The following is an 18,252-nucleotide window of genomic DNA, read 5'->3' on the forward strand; positions in this document are numbered from 1 at the left end:
ACAGGAACACACTATGGCAACGTTTAAGGCAAAAGACGGCACGCAGATTTACTACAAAGATTGCGGCGCGGGCAAACCGGTTCTCTTCAGCCACGGCTGGCCACTGGACGGCGACATGTGGGACAGCCAGCTGAACTACCTGGCCGAGCGCGGCTTCCGCGCCATCGCCTTTGACCGTCGCGGGTTTGGCCGCTCGGATCAGCCGTGGAACGGCTACGACTACGACACCTTTGCGTCCGACATCAACGACCTGATTACCACCCTGGACCTGCAGGACGTGACGCTGGTGGGCTTCTCCATGGGCGGCGGCGACGTGACGCGCTACATTAACAACTACGGCAGCGCGCGCGTCGCCGGTCTGGCGCTGCTGGGCGCGGTGACGCCGATCTTCGGCAAATCCGACTCCTTCCCGCAGGGTGTGGATCAGAGCGTGTTTGACGGTATTCGCGACGGGCTGCGTAAAGATCGCGCCCAATTTATCAGCGACTTCGCCACCCCGTTCTACGGCATCAACGCCGGGCAGACCGTCTCTGCCGGTGCCCTGACCCAGACGCTGAACATCGCCCTGCTGGCGTCTTTGAAGGGCACCATCGACTGCGTGACCGCGTTCGGCGAAACCGACTTCCGCCAGGATATGGCGAAAATCGACGTGCCGACGCTGGTGATCCACGGCAGCAACGACCAGATCGTGCCGTTTGAAAGCACCGGCAAGCTGGCGGCGGAGATGATCAAAAACGCCACGCTGAAGGTGTACGACAACGCGCCGCACGGCTTCGCGCTGACCCACCAGGACCAGCTCAACGAAGATCGGCCCGCCCCCGCTTAACGGGGTTCTACCTCCCCCCCTGCGAAGCCTGCTGCCCCTTCCCTAAATGCGAAGCCTGATGGCGCTTCGCTTATCAGGCCTACAAGGGCTGGTCCTGTAGGCCGGGTAAGGCGCAGCCGCCACCCGGCGCTTTCGCAGACGCGTTCCGCTCCGCCAGCAGCCGACAAATCTCCGCGTGCTTCTCCTCGGTGAAGGTAAAGCGCGACATAAACACGATGCGGATCAGCGACCCAATCGCCGGCAGCAGGCAAATCCCAAAGAACAGCCCCGACAGCACGCCTTCGCTCTGGATTTGCGCCTGCGGCACGTAGCCGATCATCGTCAGGAACACGCCGATGAGCCCGCCGCCCACCGCCACCGACATCTTGCCGGTAAAGGTCTGACCGGAGAAGGTGATCGCCGCGCAGCGCTTGTGGGTGTGGTACTCCGCGCACTCGATGGTGTCGGCAATCATCGACGAGGTGAGGATGTTGGTCATCATCACGAACAGCGTGCTCAGTCCCAGCAGAATAAACAGCATCGTCACCTGCTGATACCCGACAAACCACATCACCACGCGCACCGCCACGTCCAGCCCGCAGAGGATCATAAACAGCTTCCGCTTCTGCATCCGGCGCGTCAGCATCGGCGCAACCAGGCACAGCACCGCCGCCACAATCCCCATCACGCCAATCGCCATCTGCAGGCTGCCGTCGCCCAGGTTGTTGATAAAGAAGTAGATATAGAGACCGCCCGCCACGTTATGGAACACGCAGAAGAAGAACGACAGCAGGACGATAAACAGCGGTTTGTTCTGACGCAGGTTGTGGAAGGTGTCGCGGATGGTCACCTTTTCCGGGCTCGGCGGCACGCGCTCTTTGATCTGCATAAAGCCGTTGAGCATCAGCGGCAGGCCCACCAGCATCATCACCAGCGCCGCCATAAAGTAGCCTTTATCGTTGCTGTACTGGGCGAAGAACGCCGCCAGCTTCGGGAAGAAGATATTGGCGCAGGCAATCCCCGCGTTCACCCCGAGCATCGCCGCCGTGACCGCGCGGGTGCGCTGGGCGGAGTCGTTGGTCATCACCGACGACATCGACCAGAACGGGATATCGGAGATGGCGTACAGCGTCCCCCACAGGATGTAGGTCACCCCGGCGTAGAGGATTTTGGTGGTCATGTCCGCTTCGATTTTATAGAACGACAGCAGCGTGACGCCGGTGATCAGCAGCGGCGCAATCAGCAAAAAGTGGCGAAACTTGCCGAACCGGCTGTTAATGGTATCCATAATGCTGGCAAAAAGCGGATCGTGAACCGCGTCCCACGCGCGGGCAATCAGGAAGATGGTGCTCGCCGCCAGCGCCGAAATCCCCAGCACGTCGGTGTAAAAATAGTTAATAAACGAACCCACTAAACCAAAGCTAAAACACTGACCTAATCCATAACCAAAATAAGACCACAGCTCGCGAGACGGTATTTTCATTGTCGTTGCCATTGATATATGCCTGCCTGGTTGCCCGGCGGTCGGCCGCCGGGTCGATATTATTAGCCTTGTGCCTTCGGGGCGATCTTGCGCAGCTGCTGCATCAGGGCGATTTCACGGCGCGAGAACGGAATGCCGTTCTCCTCGAACACGTCGTGGAACCAGAGGCGGCAGTAGTCCGTGGACTCCTTCATTACCACCGGCCACGGCAGCCACGTCTGGGTTTTGCCGCGCACCAGCCCCCACTGGTACGGCGCGACCTTCGCCGCGTACATCAGCGGAAGCTGCTCTTCAATGGTGCTGCCCACGTGGCGCGCCAGCCATTCGGTGCAGAACAGCGGGCGACCAAGCTGTTGCAGCTGCTGGATAATCGCCGTCATCCGGCCGGTGTGGGTGTAGGCGTGGAAGCTCACCACGTCCGAGAGCGCCAGCGCGGTCTGGTCCAGCGGATGCCGGAAGAACGTCTCGCCCTCCTCTTCCGGCGGCAGACGCCACGCGCAGACGGTGAGCGGCTGGGTCGGATCCTCCTCACGCACCCACTGGAATGCGAGCTTCATCAGCGCGTGGGCGCAGGTCTCCAGCTTCGCGTCGTACTGCACCTCCTGCGTGCCGGTCGCGAAAATGCCGCGGTTGCCCGGCTCGTTATAGAGATCCCACAGCAGCACGCGCCCGTCTTCACGAAACTGGCGCACAACGTCGCGGATATAGCGCTCAATCTGCGGCCAGCAGTCCGGATCGCACACCTTATCGCGCCCCGGGCTCGCCGCCGCCTGGCTGTTGTGCTTGCCCGGCACCGGCGGCTTTTGCGGGCCGAGATACGGCTCGTCGCCGGAGAAACCGCAGTCGTCCATCAGGGTCAGCATAGTGCTGAAGCCGCGGCCGTCGGCAATCGTCAAAAAGCGGTCGATGCGCGCCATCAGCCCGTCGCGGTCATGCTCCCAGACGATAAACGGCAGGTTGATGCGCAGGGTGTTGTAGCCCGCCTCCGCCGCCCAGCCCAGCTCGCGCTCGATGGTGGCGGCATCGAAGGTCTCTGCCTGCCAGATATCGGTCCAGTTCACCGCCGTCGACGGCAGATAGTTAAACCCGCACAGCCAGCCTTTTTGCTGATACCACGCCTGTGCCTGCTCCCTGCTCCACTGCTCTTTCATTACGCGTCCTCTTACTGATAATATTTAGCTAATAAATATTAGTTGCGGGATAAATGCGCAAATCACGGCGTTTAGAAAAGCGATGCCCTTCACAAAGTTCACGCTTCGATGAATGAGAAACGTGATCGACGGCGCTAAAGCGTGCGGTTAGGGTATGATGCGAAGTCGCGAAAGGGAGAGGACGGATGAAGCGAAAAACGAAGGTAACGATGAACGATATTGCGCGGGCGGCAGGGGTGTCGCAGGCGACGGTATCGCTGGTGCTCAACCAGTCCCGCAACATCAAGCTCAGCGACGACACCCGCCAGCGGGTGATTGGCGTCGCCACCGAGCTCGGCTACGACCGCCTCCCCGCCGTTCACGCTCCGCGCAACCAGGAAGAGATCGCCCTGCTGGTCAGCTCCATGCAGAGCTTCGACCCGTTTATCGACGCCATCAGCCAGGCGCGTGAAGCCGCGTGGCGCAACGAGACCCTGCTCACCGTCTACGACTACGGCGACGACATCGAGCTGGCGCTGAACATCATCCGCCAGCTGGAGAAGCGCAACTGCATCGGGATTATTCTCGCGTCTCCGGTCACCACGCTGGTGGACATGACGGCGTTTCAGGACTGCACCCGCATCCCGCTGGTGCTGCTCAACCAGCGCGACCCCGGCTCGCCGCTGCTGCCGTCGTTTATCCCGGACGACTACGCCAACGCTTTCCAGGTGACTAAACACCTCATCGCCTGCGGGGCGACGCGCATCGCCCACATTACCGGCGAGAGCTGGATGGAGGCCTCGCGCCAGCGTCTGGCGGGCTACCAGGCGGCGCTGCAGCAGGCCGGACTGGCGTGCGACGACGGCCTGGTGCGCCAGACCAACTGGCAATTCAGCGAGTCCTTTACCGCCACCACCTCCCTGCTGGAACTGGCCGAGCGCCCGGACGCCATCTTCTGCGCCAGCGACTGGCTGGCGATTGGCTGCTATCAGGCGCTGGCGGTGAATGGCGTGCGCATCCCGCAGGATATGCTGCTGGCGGGCTACGACGACCAGAAGATCTCCGAGCAGTTGACCCCGCCGCTGACCAGTATCCAGCTACCCTACAGCGAGCTGGGACGGCTGGCGGTGGAGTACCTGTGCAATCAGGAAGATGCTGCCACGCACGTGACGCTGGCGGGCAGGCTGAAAGTGCGCGCCTCAAGCCTCGTCTGAGGTAAACACCATGCCCGCGTAGGGCTTCTCGCGACACGCCGCCAGCCGCGCGGCGAGGCTGCCCACGTGCAGCTCCAGCTTGTGCCCGTCCGGGTCGAGAAAATAGAACGACGCCCCCTCGCTTTTGTTCTGCTTCCAGACGGTGACGCCCGCCTGCTCAAGCCTTTGCGAGAACGGTTCAAAATCCTCCTCCGCCACGGTAAACGCGTAGTGGGTGTAGTCGCTCTCCTGCGGCGGCACGTACTGGCGCGCCTCGTCGTACGACAGGCAGACCCAGAGATCGCCGCAGGTGAGATAGGCCCCGGTATTCCAGCGGGCGTACAGCGCTAGCCCCAGCAGCTCGTGCCAGAACGTGACGCTTTTTTGCAGGTCGCTGACCGCGAGGGTCAGGTGGTTGAGGGATTGCAGCATGACGTGCCCTTTTGTTTTTCGCGCCGGACGTGGTACGGTAAAGAGATGAACATAAACCACGCCGTGCTCACCGTAAACCGCTGGTGGCTGCCTTCTTAAAGGCGGCACGGAGTAGTTTTCCCCATTTTCAGATAGCCGCCGAAAGGCGGCTTTCACTTTTCTAAGACCCCTTTCGGCTATTGCACATTAAGGAGTCTTTATGAACGCACCAACCATCCTCACCGGCGACCGTCCAACCGGCCCGCTGCACCTCGGCCACTTCGTCGGATCCCTGCGCCAGCGCGTGGCGCTGCAACAAACGCACAACCAGTTTGTGCTGATTGCCGACCTGCAGGGGCTGACCGACAACGGCAGCAACCCGCAGAAAATCCGCGACAACATCCCCGAAGTGCTGGCCGACTACCTCTCCGCGGGCATCGACCCGAACCTGACCACGATCTGCCTGCAGTCCGCCCTACCCGCTCTCGCCGAGCTGACGATGCTGTATATGAACATCGTCACCGTCGCCCGCGTGGAGCGTAACCCGACGGTGAAAAACGAGATTGCACAGAAGGGCTTCGCCCGCTCGCTGCCGGTCGGGTTTATGGCCTACCCCATCAGCCAGGCGGCGGACATCACCGCGTTTAAGGCCGAGTGCGTGCCCGTCGGCGACGACCAGCTGCCGATGATTGAGCAGACCAACGAGATTGTGCACAAGATGAACAGCCTGCTGCCCGCCCCGGTGCTGCGCCACTGTAAGGCGATGCTGAGCGACACCAGCCGCCTGCCCGGCATCGACGGCAGCGCCAAGATGTCGAAATCGCTGGGCAACATGCTGCACCTGTCGGCCAGCGAAGAGACGATCCACCGTGCGGTCAGCGCCATGTACACCGACCCGAACCACCTGAAGGTAAGCGACCCGGGGCAGATTGAGGGGAACGTGGTGTTTACCTACCTCGACGCGTTCCACCCGGACAAGGAGAAAGTTGCGGCGATGAAAGCGCACTATCAGGCGGGCGGGCTGGGTGACAGGGCGTGCAAGAACGAGCTGGAAGCGTGCCTGCAGGAGCTGATTGCGCCGATGCGGGAGCGGAGGGCGATGTACATGCAGGACAAGGGAGAGTTGATGGCGATGCTGAAGCGCGGGACCGAACGGGCGCAGGGGGTGACGCAGGCGACGTTGCGGGAGGTGAAGGTTGGGCTGGGGGTGCCGGTGTTTTGATTAGGTGAGTTGATTAAGGTTGGGCGGTGGAGTGTGTGGGATATGCATGACGCCGCTAGATCGATTATTACTGAAATCAGCGAGGCGCAATAAATTCTGAAATGCATTATTAGCCATTGTTGTTTGTCATTCTACTGAGAGCACGATATTCATAAACTCTTTATATTTTAAACGTCGCGGCAACTGTTATGAGCAAGTTTATTATTTCCATGCTGAATACGTTACTTTGTGTTTTTGTGATTGTGTTATGCCTCATATGCGTGGGCGTCACTGATAACTGGAAAGAATGCACTATAGCTATAATCATTACTTTAGGATGCGCACATTTCATGGCCGTTTTACTGAATCGTGTATTGCCTCATAAGTTAAATATTTTCGATGGGATAATGGAATTAGTAGGAGGGCCACTATTAGTTATAGGCACAATGGTGTGTATTGATGTGTTCGAACCCTGGCCGTTAAAAATCATTGGGATGTTTGTATGGGTTGTTTTGATTTTCTTTGGACCATCAATAATAAGTTCCAGGCGTTAATTCGGTCTCTTCATAAATGTCTGCGCCATTTCTTCCCCCACGGAATCCAACATAATGCTTCCCACTCTTTCGCAGGTCATTGAGGTTGTACGTCAGTCCTCGGGACATCATCGCAAGCACATTGATGAGAACACCCTAATCGAAGCCGACCTTCAAATATGCGGCATGGAGGGCGATGCCCTGATTGAAGACTGCGAGGTAGCGTTTGGCGTTACGCTTGTCACTGAAGAAGATGGCTATGAGAAAACTTTTTCCCTCGCTGAAAACGAGTTTCTTTTTAGCACCGAGGGCATAGATTACTTTGGTATCCGCCGTTTAATTCGCAGATTGCGAGGCATTCCCGAACCTGTGATACGCGATTTAACCGTTGGCGAACTCCATGCTGTATTGGTTAAAACTGTGAAAGAACAAGTACATCATGATTGAGTGGCTTTAAGCGTAGTGCGGGCATGTGCTCACATGCCCGTGCAGGTTAGTCTTAAGTTTAAACAGCCTGCCCACTTCCGCGCTTAATCACCGGAACATCACCTGTATCATTCAGCGCTCCCGGAAAGGTCTTCAGCCACTGGGCGACTTTCTGCTTATTGATATTCACCACGCTCATGCCTTCCAGGCATCCCCATAATTCTCTTGTATGCTGCGGCGTAATCACAATGCAGTCTTTCATGGCGCGGATTTTTACGGGCATACCGTTGATAAAGCCTGCGCGGGTTAACCACTCGCCGCCCAGGAGAAGATATTTCATGTCTATGCGTGCATACAGTTCGCAGCAGGCTGCACTGTCCTGCGGCGTTTCTGCGCGGGGATGAACGGGCGCGGTATCGGGCTGGTTGCCGTGAAGACGGCGGGCGCTGTTTTTGCGTACCAGCTCGCGGTTTTCAATCATGCCGGTGAAAGCGTCTGATTCTGTTTTGCAAACAGTAAACTCTGGCTTAAAATTCGTCGCAGCCATTTTCAACTCCTCAACAGTTGGTTGTGGTTAGCGGTATGGGGGTGTTGCAGCACCTTCATATCGCGAATTCTCTCTTTAAATATTCCTTGATACTTCCTTTGCCGTTCGGCGTAATTTCTGGTGCTCATTATACAGAGCTGAATATAAATACAGCGGTTTGGCGTGGGATAAATTTGAAATTTGCGAGGGAGATTCAGGAAAAGGGTTGGGTCAGGGAAATTACGCAGCGAGGACTATCAGAATATAAGATGAGTGGCCGCATGGACCTCAGAGCAACCATTCACCGATCTGCGGGCTGGCAATGAGTCGTTTTATTATCAAGTTCGGTGACCGACTGAGCAATCACCTTTAATACGATGGCAGTTACACAGAATTGCGGACAGGCGCCCTTGAGAGGATAAGCGTTAATAAAGAGGAGGCACTCAATGCCTCCTTTCTATTTGTTACGCTCTTACGTTCCAATCGTCCGTATACTGGACATTACCATCAACATAACGCCAGGTGATTTTGTCATACATCAGGGAAACAGATTCCATGTGGTTGATCTGCGAGTTTCCTGCCATTTTAGCGTTTGGCATCCCTGGGTTAATGCCCGTCACTTTCACACCCTCAATGGTCATGACGAAGTAGCACTCTTCTTGTCCTGCATGGTTAATGCGATACCAGCGAATCTCCGCACTTTTCAACGTTTGACCGGTGGCAACGGCTTTGTATAGATACGGGCTGGAGCTATCAAACTCCTTTTCAATCATCATCGGAGAATGTGAACGCTTGCCAGTAATCTTCCCATTGGCACTGTCTACTGGAATGTTCAGACCATGACTAAAGCCAACAATCTCTATACTCCCCTCACGATCCTGAACGTCTACAGCTCCTTTAATGTCTGCGCCGCCATCGTCCTTAAGCCACATGTAAGCCGGAATAGGCATTTTACAAACTCCTTTTAGTTGTGATTTTCTTCGTGATGAACCAGTAGCAAACAATCGTTAAGAGCATCTGAAAGCCCACAATCGCCGCCATTGTGAAATTTGAATACGTTTGATCTGGGAATAAAGACTGATAAGGCAGCAAGCGTAACAACGCCCAAAACAGGAAGGTAAACCCGAAGATTTTAGCTAACCGTCGCAATGTGGAACTGAACCACTCTCTGGGGATGCCTGCTGGACTAACTTTGTGTGTCGCGCCGCTGTACGCCGTGGTAATGGCACTCATGACAGGTACGCTGATTAAAGTATTGATTAAGATGCTAAAATAGCCGTCTAACGATTCCCAAACTTCTAAATCAGGTTCACCCAAAATGAAGCGGGTAAACTTGTCGGCGCTCTGGAAATCAAAAAGCCCCGTAATAGAATTAACTAATCCATCATACGGAACCATTTCAGCAACGATCAGCACAACAACAGCGAACAGCACTATCTTGATGAATAAACTAAGGGCATGTTTTGCCATTGGAGATCACCTCAATCGTGCCGTATGCCTGTAGCTTCCTCATGCAAGGAACATCTATTCTCTGGCTTCTCAACAGAGCATTACGCAACATGGCAAAATCAGAATCATGTGGGAGAGTGATACAACCTTCTGATAGTACGCCTGGATGCAAACGGAAATTGCCACGCTGAACGCTCTCAATCCATGTGTAATCGTCGATCCCCCAATCATCACGCCATAATGCGAACCATTCAGAATGTTTGAATGTTGCACCATTGGCGAAGTGATTATAAATGTCTCTTCCCACTGTGTTTAGCTGTGACTTGAGTCCACCTTGAGGGCGGTCAACAATCCAGTATTTACCCGCTGGTACAGGCCCCTCTTTGGGGATCATTCCACATGCCCCACGGTTACGGTAGGCACCATTACCAGAGAATGCTAAAAACGTGCCTATACCAGGAAACGATAACGGGGAGTAGTACGCATCATTAATTACGAACCTTCCATGTAGAGCCATAGATAACCCTTTTATCTATAATGATTTGTTGGCTTATCGTACTCCTACGCAATCGGACATAAGAAGGTTTTCTTCCGGGAGACCTCTGATTTTCAGACAATAGCCCGTTGGTGGTAAGACAACGTGTTAGGCCGTTAGGCGGTAACATCAGAGGTGTGTCAGGAAGCGGAATTTATCAAGTTGACCATGTACCATAAGGGGCGAGACCGAACCGCTGGCAGCGTAAGTATCCCGGCAAAAACGAACCATTCACTTTTAGAGATCTTCCGGCATACTGATTATGTCCGCCTGAGGAGCTCGCCTTGCGTAAAGCCCGATTCACTGAGCACCAGATCATTGCCGTTCTGAAGTCCGTCGAAGCCGGACGTGCCGTTAAGGATATCTGCCGCGAAGCCTGTGTCTTTGAAGCCAGCTATCTGACGGCACAATTTGCCAAGAGTTACGCTAGGCCTGCAGGACGTTATCGCTGAGCAGCGAGGATTTATTTTTACCAGCCCCCGGGTGATGGACCAGTGATCCAGTCACTGACTGAGCTGGTAGAGCGCTATCCGCGCTACGGTTTTAGAAGTTGTTTCAGCTGCTGCGCAGGCGGGGCAATACCTGGAACCATAAACGCGTTCACCTGCTTTACACTGAATATAAATACAGCGGTTTGGTGTGGGGAAATTTGAAATTTGCGAGGGCATTCAGGAAATGAAATCAGACGAATTAAAACAAGACACTAATGCAGGGTTTTGGTTCTAAATCACTGGAAGGCCTTTCGAGAAGAGAAAGTACAACGAAGCACTCTTTTTTGTTTAGAGCTGCTGAAGGATGTTTTTTTTCTTCTCCGAGTCCAACTTCGGCCAAAGACGGACTAAAGAGGCCAGTTCATCATCTTCTGTGTAGAAGTATGCTACAGGCACTTCGAGAACTTTAGCGAGATGCCGGACGACTTCAATGCTTGCCTGATGAACCCCTTTCTCGTAGCGGTTGATACGCGCGCTCGCTGCAAACTCATCTATGCCAGCCAAAATACCCAAGTTTTTTTGCGATAACGCCATGTCTAAGCGCACCTCTTTGAGGCGTCGACTGAAGAGCTGATTGTGGGAACTAGATGTTTTCATAACTACGATAATCGTAGTTAATGCCCAAGGAAGATACTACGTTTTACGTAGTGCAAACACTAAAATGATTTTTACGTAAGGATTTCACAAATTCTCGAGCGCTATCGCAAAACTACGTAAAACGTAGTTTTTTGATTTCAAAGAAGCTACGAATAACGTAGTGTCTGGTACAGTCATCTTTTCCCAAGGGGGATATGAAGAATGGTTTGGTACAAAGCATGTGTTTTAGCGGCTCTCAAAAGGAAGGAGGTTTCGCTCGCCACCTTAGGTGTCAGGTCCTACACAACGATTACCCCTCTGGGGAGAGCGTGGCACAAAGTAAACTTCTTCCATGCCAGGACAATTGGTATCAATCCAGAGCTCATACGGCCACGTTGTTACTCCAAATCTTTGGCTCAAGATTTACATTCAATAAGATTCAAGCACAGCAAAGAGTTACGTTAAATCATACGTAAATCTTTAACAATTCGTGTTTTAACATCATAAAAATTTCGTTCTCAGAAATTTTTTACGTAAAATGTAACGTAATAGCGTCTTTAAAACAGGGACTAGATCATGGCTAACTTCGATGCAGACTATTGCTACTCTTTCCCCGCTGTAAGGGGTGTCCAGGCTGGACGACCATTTTACATTGCCACTTGCCCTATGCGCATCATCCCTAAGATCTTTAGCTTTGATGAGTCAGACGTACCACCTGAGCTGCGCGCTCAGCGTATTTTGAACAAATCGCGCATTCCCGAAATGGTTCGTTATTTGCTCGAAAACCCAAAAGATTATGTTTTCTCTGCATTGACGGCATCCATTGCGGTCGATGTACAGTTTGACGAGTTCGAAAACTCGAACAATCTTGGTACGCTTCGCGTACCAATGGATGCTCAAATTCTTATCAATGACGGACAACATCGCCGTAAGGCTATCGAGGATGCCCTTTCTGAGCGTCCTGAATTAGGACAGGACAACATCCCCGTATTGTTCTTTGTTGATGAAGGCTTAAGGCGTAGTCAGCAGATGTTTGCAGACCTGAATAAATACGCCATCCGTCCCAGCCCATCACTATCCGCGCTTTATGATCATCGCGACGTAAGCTCAAACCTTGCACGCTATCTGGCCATGTCTATCGAGCCCTTTATTGGTCTTACTGAACTTGAGAAATCCAGTATCAGTTTGCTTTCCAATAAACTGTTCACGCTAAGCAGCATTAAACAGGCAACACGTGCCCTGCTTGGTAAAGACCCTAAAGTAGGTAGCGTTGAGGACAATACGCATATCGCTACGTTATACTGGCAGGCTATTTTCAAAGTCATGCCTGACTGGCAACTTGCTGCTCGCAAAGAAGTATCTCCAGCGCAGCTCCGCCAGGATTATGTGCATGCCCACGGTATCGGTTTGCAGGCTTTGGGTCTTCTGGGCCGTTCACTACTGGTTGAAGAACCTGAGCACTGGCAGGAAAAACTGACGAAGCTAAAAACCTTTGACTGGCGTAAAAGCAATCCCGAGATGATTAAGCGCGCAATGCAGCATGGCAAATTGAGCAAAACCGGCACCGCCATTCAGCTAACGTGCAACGCTTTAAAAATTGCGCTGTCTCTTCCCCTTTCTCCTGAAGAACAAGAGCTTGAAGCTCAGATGGTTGTATCATGAGTACATTAACTCAGGCCTATGATCTGGCCGACTATGAAGATTTCATAAACGAAGAGCAATTTGCTGGGCGTACTCTCGCTGATTTTGTCTCTGAAGTTCAGCGCGTCTACTGCGCAGATAAACGCCCTTGGGTGATTGGCTACAGTGGCGGTAAAGACTCGTCAGCAGTCATTACTCTTGTTTATCTGGCGTTGATGGGTCTTCCGCCGGAAATGCGTACGAAGGATGTGTTTGTTGTTTCCTCTGACACGCTCGTAGAGACGCCGGTTGTCGTAGATCTCATCAAAAAAACGATGCTCCAGATTGAAGCTGGCGCTAAGCGCGACGGCTTACCGATCACACAACATGCTGTAACCCCAAAAACCAACGAGACATTCTGGGTAAATCTGCTTGGTAAAGGCTATCCAGCGCCTACCCGTAGTTTCCGCTGGTGTACAGAACGCATGAAAATCAACCCGGTAAGTGACTTTATCAAAGATAAAGTCAGCCAGTTTGATGAAGTGATAGTTGTCCTCGGCTCACGTAGTAGCGAGAGTGCCTCCCGTGCGCAAGTCATCGCAAAGCACAAAATTGATGGCTCGCGCCTGGCCCGGCATACCACGCTGGCAAATGCGTTTATCTATACCCCTATTGATACCTGGGATGTAGAAGACGTCTGGAAACTGCTGCGCGGCGCGTTCCGCTATGCTCCTGAGGATATCGACGAATGGGAAAGCCCGTGGGGTGGAAATAACCGTCCTCTGTGGACGCTGTATATGGACTCTTCCGCACAGGGTGAGTGTCCCCTGGTGATCGACGAAAGTACCCCTTCTTGTGGCAACTCTCGCTTTGGCTGCTGGACCTGTACCGTAGTAACCAAAGATAAAGCGATGGAAAGTCTGATCAAAAATGGCGAAGAGTGGATGTCGCCATTGCTGAAATATCGTGATCTGCTGGCGTTTACCACCGATCCTGTGAATAAAGATACCTATCGCAACTATAAACGCCGCACCGGTAAGGTGAGCTATCAGTACGCTAAAGACGGTGAAGATCGCAGTGCAGAGCGCAAGCATGTTCCTGGCCCCTACTGGCTTAAATACCGCCAGCAGTGGTTAAAAGACTTACTGGAAATTGAGCGTGATTTAAACGCCCAAGGCCACACGATTACGTTAATTACCCAGCCAGAGCTACACGCTATCCGCCAGGAGTGGTTAAAAGATCCTAATGAGCCAGACTGGCACGACACGTTGCCGGGTATTTACCGCGAGGTATATCAGCAGGATCTGAACTGGGTGGTTGACGATCAATCGCGCTTTGATGCCAGCGATGCTGATTTGCTGATACAGATAACGCAAGGGTTTGACGTAGTACCTGAAATGGTAATGAAACTGATTGAGCTGGAAACCTCGATGGAAGGGTTAAGTCGTCGTCAGGGTATTTTTGACAAGCTTGGCACAATTTTGAAGCAGGACTGGGGTAGCCTGGAAGAGATCCAGCAGCAACAGGCAACGCTGCAAAAACGCAACGATCGGGATATTCATCAGGACGAGGTGGATAAGCTAGAAGCTGAACTCCAGACTTTACAGCGCAGAATTATCGATGCAGGCGAATCGTCTGTGCTTATCGATGAGGAAAATGAACGTGCTCATTAAGCAACTAGTATTACATAATTTTCGCGTATTTTGCGGCACTCACACTATCGATCTGGCTCCCAGAAAGCGTCCGCATGAAGTAAACCCTCGCCCGATTGTTCTATTTGGTGGTTTAAATGGTGCAGGGAAAACATCTATTTTGTCGGCAATTCGACTGGCACTGTATGGGCGTTTAGCGTTTGGCTCGGCAATGCAGCAGCAGGAGTATGTTGAACAACTCGGAGCGCTGGTGCACAACGGGACGTATACAGCAGAGCGTCCTGATGAGGCCGCAGTAGAACTGACCTTTACCTACAACCAAAACGGCCATGAGACTGAATTCACCGTCACGCGTAGCTGGAAGAAAGGAAAGAAAGATCGTCTCTCTTTGCAGCAGGATGGACAACCGCGTAGTGAACTCAGTTATGACCAGTGCCAAGGGTTTTTGAATGAATTAATTCCTCACGGTGTTGCCGATCTTTTCTTTTTTGATGGAGAGAAGATAGCAGAGTTGGCGGAAGATGAATCCGGCAATATTCTGCGTACAGCGGTGCGTCGTTTGTTGGGACTGGATCTGATCGCCAGACTGCAAAATGATCTGATGATTTTTGTCAAACGTCAGCAAACCGCGCAGTTGGGTGGCTCACAGCAACAGCAGGTCGAAGCGCTTGAGACAAAGATTAAAACGCTCGCCAGTCAGGCAGAGAAATTGCTGGAAGAGGCCGATTTCGTCAACTCGCGGATTGAATTTTTATCCCAAGACATTATTCGCCATGAGGGATTGTTAAATGCACAGGGCGGCGCATTTGCCCAGACCAAAGCACAGGAAAAACAGAAAGTTGAAACGCTGTTAAAAGAAAAAGAGCGTCTGGAAAAAGCGTTACGACAGGAATGCGATGGATCGTTGCCCTATGCCTTAGCGCCTAATATGTTGTCGCGGTTGCTGGAAAAAATTGCCAATGAAGCACAGATCAAGCAGGCGAGAATTTTTGAGACGGAATTAAATCAATTTTTAACGCAACTCAAAAATGATATCGCGTTCCGTTCCAGCAGCGAGAGTAGTACCAGAGCCATTGCTACCGAAGCGATAACTAATAATTTGGACGCATATATGGCAGCCAAACCAAAAGGTGATTTGCTGTTTGATATTTCTGAACGTGAAGCCGGTATGCTCCAGCAATCAATTGAGCAGGACAGCACAAAAGCTTGGCAACGTTTTGATATGTACCGCCATCAATTAGCGGATATTGAACAACAACTGGAGCAGGCCGCTGCTAACATTGCTCGCGCCCCAGAAGACGAGCAGTTAATGGATCTCTTTGCAGCATTACGCGATCTCGATCATAAGCGTGAAAAACAGCGGCAAAAATATCGCTCGTTGCTGGAAGAGGCTAAACGGACGAAACAGCAGCAACTGGATTGTGTTCGTCAGGTACAGAAAGCACATGACATCACCCGTAGCCAACATGGTCTTAGCAGTGCGTTTAAAAATGCGCAGGAAACCATTAACCTGCTCGATTACTACAGCGATGTGTTAACGCAGGCGCGAGTGAAAAAGTTATCTACTAACTTTGAAATTGCCTACCACAAGCTGGCTCGTAAAGAGGATTTACAGCTTAATGCGCATATAAACCCACAGACATTTGATGTTGAACTGGTGGATGAAAAGGGTTCGGTGATTAATCGTAAGCTGCTCTCTGCGGGTGAAAAGCAGATTTATGCGATCGCTATTCTTGAGGCGCTGGCAAAAACCTCTGGGCGTGACTTCCCGGTGATTATTGATACTCCATTAGGACGTCTGGATTCTCAGCACCGGGATAAGTTGATTAATCATTATTTCCCAGAGGCCAGCCATCAGGTTGTTCTGCTATCCACCGATACTGAAGTGGACGAGCGTTATTTCGTCGATCGACTGCGTGATGATATTTCTCATGCTTATGAGATTGTATTTAATGCGCATACCAAATCATCTGCACTGAAACCTGGCTATTTCTGGGAATTAACTAAGGAGGCGATCTGATGCTCCCGAATCGAATGATGCTTAGTCGTCAGACTGAAGACCAGCTTAAAAAGCTAAAGGGATATACGGGAATTACACCCAATGTCGCGGCTCGACTGGCATTTTTCCGCTCGGTGGAGAGTGAGTTTCGCTATTCGCCTGAGCGCGATAGTAAGAAGCTGGATGGTTCGCTGGTATTGGATAAAATTACGTGGCTGGGGGAAACGCTGCAAGCTACAGAACTGGTGTTGAAGATGCTTTATCCTCAACTAGAACACAAAGCGATGATTAAGGCGTGGGCGGCGCATGTCGAGGACGGAGTTGCGGCATTAAGGAACTATCGGAACTTAAATCAGTTTACAATGAATCTACTGTAACCTTAAAGTGCTGAAAAGGAAGCAACCTCAAGGAAAGCGTAAGCCCTACTATTAAACATACAAATTACAGTGATAATCTCCGTTTATATGGAGATTATCACAATAATTATGCATTATTAAATCAAATATTTTGGCATATTACATCATTAATACCTTTTTATAATCTTCAAAATCTTTATGCTCGGAAAAAACCTCAATTGATTTAAATCCAGTTTTAATAAGAATAATATTTTTAATTCTTGTCGCACCTATTCCCGACGCGGTAAAAAACACATCAGAGAAATCAACATCCAATATAGATGAGACTCTATTTTTTAATTCTTTTAATTCAAAATCATTAGTAACAGATAAGTACTCTCTTAAAAAATCAAACTGGGCCTGGAAACCTACTGTCTTTAATAGATAGCTATTTTTACTCTGTTTAGTCCATACTGCAGAATCCATAATATCAAAAAACATAAAAATCACATTTTCAATAAACTCATCTTGTGATGAAATATAAAATGGTCTGAGAGGTCTAGTTGTACCATTACTTACCAAGGCCTTTCGCCCATCTTTATTTTTATAATTTAATAGCTCATCTCGATCAAGTTTTGGATTCCCTGTAATTAACTTCATTATACCATCGACAATTGTTGACAGTGATACCAACGGTCTACCTGTACTTTCTGTATCAATATCGCTGGGTGCGCCTAGACGTATTTTATTCTCTAAAGGTTTCGAAAACTTATTTAACTTCCGAGTAATAAATACCGCTAACTTCTCAGGAGACCAAAGTTCCTTCGGTTCATCATCCACTCGAAAACCAAAAAGATCATATGCTAAACTTTTGTCAACTTTCTTTTGATTTATATTAATTGTTGCAAATATATATGCTTGATATGGCGCCGGTAAATCTATGAATACCGAGCATAATAAATCCATACTCTTTCTTTCTGAAAACTCAAAGCCAGATAATCGATGTTGACCATCAATGATGGTAGCTATTTTTAACTCATCAGATGGCATCACTAGAGTATAATGTCCATTTTCTTCCTCGACTCGCCAACGAATATTGGGATCCTCTATTAAGTTACCATTCTGGTCAAAATTTGCACCTAATATGATTGAATTTGGAAAAGTAGACTCTACGCTATCAATATACTTACCAATTAATCTACTTCTTTTCTCATCTAACTCTCTTTGGTTTCCTTTCATAAAAGAAAATAAACCATCTGACCCATTTTTTACACTATATTGTGCTCTTGAACTAAATGAAACCTTTGATAAAACTTCCGAGCTTATAGAAACGGCATAAAAAATACCAATGGGCTGCTCAATTTTAATTGCTGGCAATCTAATTTGGTTACTCAAAGTCACCCCCTAACATCCCATTTGTACTTTCAGAATCATATCTCGACGAATTGACATGATGAATGAACCATAAAATTATCGTAGCCCCTAAGGAGATATTCACCCAATTTAGGAATAAAAATATGTTTCCACCATGACTTTTCACTCCCTTAATATACGTCAAGACCAATACTATTGTAAGGCCTAAGACAATTAGCTTAGTAATTTCTGGCATTTTTCTATCATCAGAGTCAGACATAAAAATCCTAGCCTCTAAAATGACGCATAAGGTTGCTATTCCGAAAGTCAATGCGTTTATTGGGTCAAAAAGAAGAGCATTATCAGATAATTCAAGAGCATAAGGGACCCAAAGGCCCATGCTGCCGATAAAAAAGTAGAGAAATAATTCTCTCCAAAATTCAAATTTCTTGACGGCACGCTTGGCTCTAGCTTTGAAATTATAGCAATAAGACTCACTTGCAACAGTTACTTTATTTTGAGTATCCAAATCCC

18 protein-coding genes and 1 pseudogene are annotated in these 18,252 nt (G+C 50.5%); 9 read left to right on the forward strand and 10 right to left on the reverse strand.

The window, feature by feature from the left end:
* The first annotated feature begins 13 nt into the window (after positions 1 to 13).
* Complete coding sequence (locus tag ENTMO_RS0103415) at positions 14 to 826, forward strand: alpha/beta fold hydrolase (RefSeq protein ID WP_010427273.1); 813 nt, start codon at positions 14 to 16, stop codon at positions 824 to 826.
* A 79-nt stretch (positions 827 to 905) separates the two neighbouring features.
* Here the strand turns inward: ENTMO_RS0103415 and ENTMO_RS0103420 are convergent, their stop codons facing one another.
* Both ENTMO_RS0103420 and ENTMO_RS0103425 read right to left on the reverse strand, forming a co-directional pair.
* Complete coding sequence (locus ENTMO_RS0103420; protein ID WP_010427275.1) at positions 906 to 2,300, reverse strand: MFS transporter; 1,395 nt, start codon at positions 2,298 to 2,300, stop codon at positions 906 to 908.
* A 50-nt stretch (positions 2,301 to 2,350) separates the two neighbouring features.
* Positions 2,351 to 3,439: a cellulase family glycosylhydrolase gene (locus ENTMO_RS0103425; RefSeq protein WP_010427277.1), complete on the reverse strand. Its 1,089-nt coding sequence runs from the start codon at positions 3,437 to 3,439 to the stop codon at positions 2,351 to 2,353.
* A 185-nt stretch (positions 3,440 to 3,624) separates the two neighbouring features.
* Here ENTMO_RS0103425 and ENTMO_RS0103430 point away from each other — a divergent pair, with 185 nt between their 5' ends.
* Positions 3,625 to 4,632, forward strand: coding sequence for a LacI family DNA-binding transcriptional regulator (locus ENTMO_RS0103430; RefSeq protein ID WP_010427279.1), 1,008 nt, complete (start codon positions 3,625 to 3,627; stop codon positions 4,630 to 4,632).
* On the opposite strand, the gene fosA is transcribed toward ENTMO_RS0103430, so the two are convergent.
* The gene (gene fosA, locus ENTMO_RS0103435) at positions 4,618 to 5,043 is read right to left on the reverse strand and encodes a FosA/FosA2 family fosfomycin resistance glutathione transferase (RefSeq protein ID WP_010427281.1); all 426 of its coding nucleotides are present in this window, start codon (positions 5,041 to 5,043) and stop codon (positions 4,618 to 4,620) included. The two genes, ENTMO_RS0103430 and fosA, sit on opposite strands and share 15 nt — an antisense overlap.
* Before the next feature lie 199 nt (positions 5,044 to 5,242).
* On the opposite strand from fosA, the gene trpS reads away from it, so the two are divergent.
* Together trpS and ENTMO_RS0103445 are read left to right on the forward strand one after the other, a co-directional pair.
* Positions 5,243 to 6,244 (forward strand): tryptophan--tRNA ligase, encoded by a 1,002-nt coding sequence (trpS, locus tag ENTMO_RS0103440; RefSeq protein WP_010427283.1) that lies wholly within the window; start codon positions 5,243 to 5,245, stop codon positions 6,242 to 6,244.
* Between the two features lie 587 nt (positions 6,245 to 6,831).
* On the forward strand, positions 6,832 to 7,203 hold the full coding sequence (locus tag ENTMO_RS0103445) for a hypothetical protein (protein WP_010427286.1): 372 nt from the start codon (positions 6,832 to 6,834) through the stop codon (positions 7,201 to 7,203).
* Positions 7,204 to 7,261: 58 nt separating this feature from the next.
* On the opposite strand, the gene ENTMO_RS25655 is transcribed toward ENTMO_RS0103445, so the two are convergent.
* The 4 genes from ENTMO_RS25655 to ENTMO_RS24940 form a co-directional block, all read right to left on the reverse strand.
* Positions 7,262 to 7,729, reverse strand: a complete 468-nt coding sequence (locus ENTMO_RS25655; RefSeq protein WP_010427288.1) for a SymE family type I addiction module toxin — start codon at positions 7,727 to 7,729, stop codon at positions 7,262 to 7,264.
* Positions 7,730 to 8,172: 443 nt separating this feature from the next.
* Positions 8,173 to 8,658, reverse strand: a complete 486-nt coding sequence (locus tag ENTMO_RS0103460) for an Hcp family type VI secretion system effector (RefSeq protein ID WP_008501360.1) — start codon at positions 8,656 to 8,658, stop codon at positions 8,173 to 8,175.
* 1 nt (position 8,659) lies between these two features.
* Positions 8,660 to 9,178, reverse strand: a complete 519-nt coding sequence (locus ENTMO_RS0103465) for a hypothetical protein (protein WP_010427293.1) — start codon at positions 9,176 to 9,178, stop codon at positions 8,660 to 8,662.
* Positions 9,159 to 9,674, reverse strand: a complete 516-nt coding sequence (locus tag ENTMO_RS24940; RefSeq protein WP_010427296.1) for a DUF2778 domain-containing protein — start codon at positions 9,672 to 9,674, stop codon at positions 9,159 to 9,161. Before ENTMO_RS24940 ends, ENTMO_RS0103465 begins: the two co-directional genes overlap by 20 nt.
* A 302-nt stretch (positions 9,675 to 9,976) precedes the next feature.
* Here ENTMO_RS24940 and ENTMO_RS26885 point away from each other — a divergent pair.
* Positions 9,977 to 10,305, forward strand: a pseudogene (locus ENTMO_RS26885) (transposase); the annotation flags it as partial.
* A gap of 166 nt (positions 10,306 to 10,471) precedes the next feature.
* Here the strand turns inward: ENTMO_RS26885 and ENTMO_RS0103475 are convergent.
* Positions 10,472 to 10,780, reverse strand: a complete 309-nt coding sequence (locus ENTMO_RS0103475) for a helix-turn-helix domain-containing protein (RefSeq protein ID WP_024908750.1) — start codon at positions 10,778 to 10,780, stop codon at positions 10,472 to 10,474.
* A 555-nt stretch (positions 10,781 to 11,335) separates the two neighbouring features.
* Between ENTMO_RS0103475 and dndB the strand changes: the two genes are divergently transcribed.
* The 4 genes from dndB to dndE are packed head-to-tail and all read left to right on the forward strand — an operon-like array spanning position 11,336 to position 16,407.
* Entirely contained in the window at positions 11,336 to 12,421 is a 1,086-nt protein-coding gene (dndB, locus tag ENTMO_RS0103480) for a DNA sulfur modification protein DndB (RefSeq protein WP_029484945.1), read from the forward strand.
* On the forward strand, positions 12,418 to 14,052 hold the full coding sequence (dndC, locus tag ENTMO_RS0103485; RefSeq protein ID WP_010427302.1) for a DNA phosphorothioation system sulfurtransferase DndC: 1,635 nt from the start codon (positions 12,418 to 12,420) through the stop codon (positions 14,050 to 14,052). The genes dndB and dndC overlap by 4 nt, the downstream gene beginning before the upstream one ends.
* On the forward strand, positions 14,042 to 16,051 hold the full coding sequence (gene dndD, locus ENTMO_RS0103490) for a DNA sulfur modification protein DndD (RefSeq protein WP_029484946.1): 2,010 nt from the start codon (positions 14,042 to 14,044) through the stop codon (positions 16,049 to 16,051). Before dndC ends, dndD begins: the two co-directional genes overlap by 11 nt.
* A complete protein-coding gene (gene dndE, locus ENTMO_RS0103495) occupies positions 16,051 to 16,407 on the forward strand; it encodes a DNA sulfur modification protein DndE (RefSeq protein ID WP_010427306.1) in 357 nt (118 codons plus the stop codon). Before dndD ends, dndE begins: the two co-directional genes overlap by 1 nt.
* Before the next feature lie 138 nt (positions 16,408 to 16,545).
* Here the strand turns inward: dndE and ENTMO_RS0103500 are convergent, their stop codons facing one another.
* Together ENTMO_RS0103500 and ENTMO_RS0103505 are read right to left on the reverse strand one after the other, a co-directional pair.
* Positions 16,546 to 17,760 carry a DNA phosphorothioation-associated DGQHR protein 1 gene (locus ENTMO_RS0103500; protein WP_029484947.1) on the reverse strand — a complete coding sequence of 405 codons (1,215 nt, stop codon included), beginning with the start codon at positions 17,758 to 17,760 and terminating at the stop codon, positions 16,546 to 16,548.
* Positions 17,753 to 18,247, reverse strand: coding sequence for a hypothetical protein (locus tag ENTMO_RS0103505; RefSeq protein ID WP_157133702.1), 495 nt, complete (start codon positions 18,245 to 18,247; stop codon positions 17,753 to 17,755). The genes ENTMO_RS0103500 and ENTMO_RS0103505 overlap by 8 nt, the downstream gene beginning before the upstream one ends.
* Positions 18,248 to 18,252 lie beyond the last annotated feature (5 nt).

This window comes from Enterobacter mori LMG 25706, from assembly GCF_000211415.1.
Taxonomy (GTDB): Bacteria; Pseudomonadota; Gammaproteobacteria; order Enterobacterales; family Enterobacteriaceae; genus Enterobacter; species Enterobacter mori.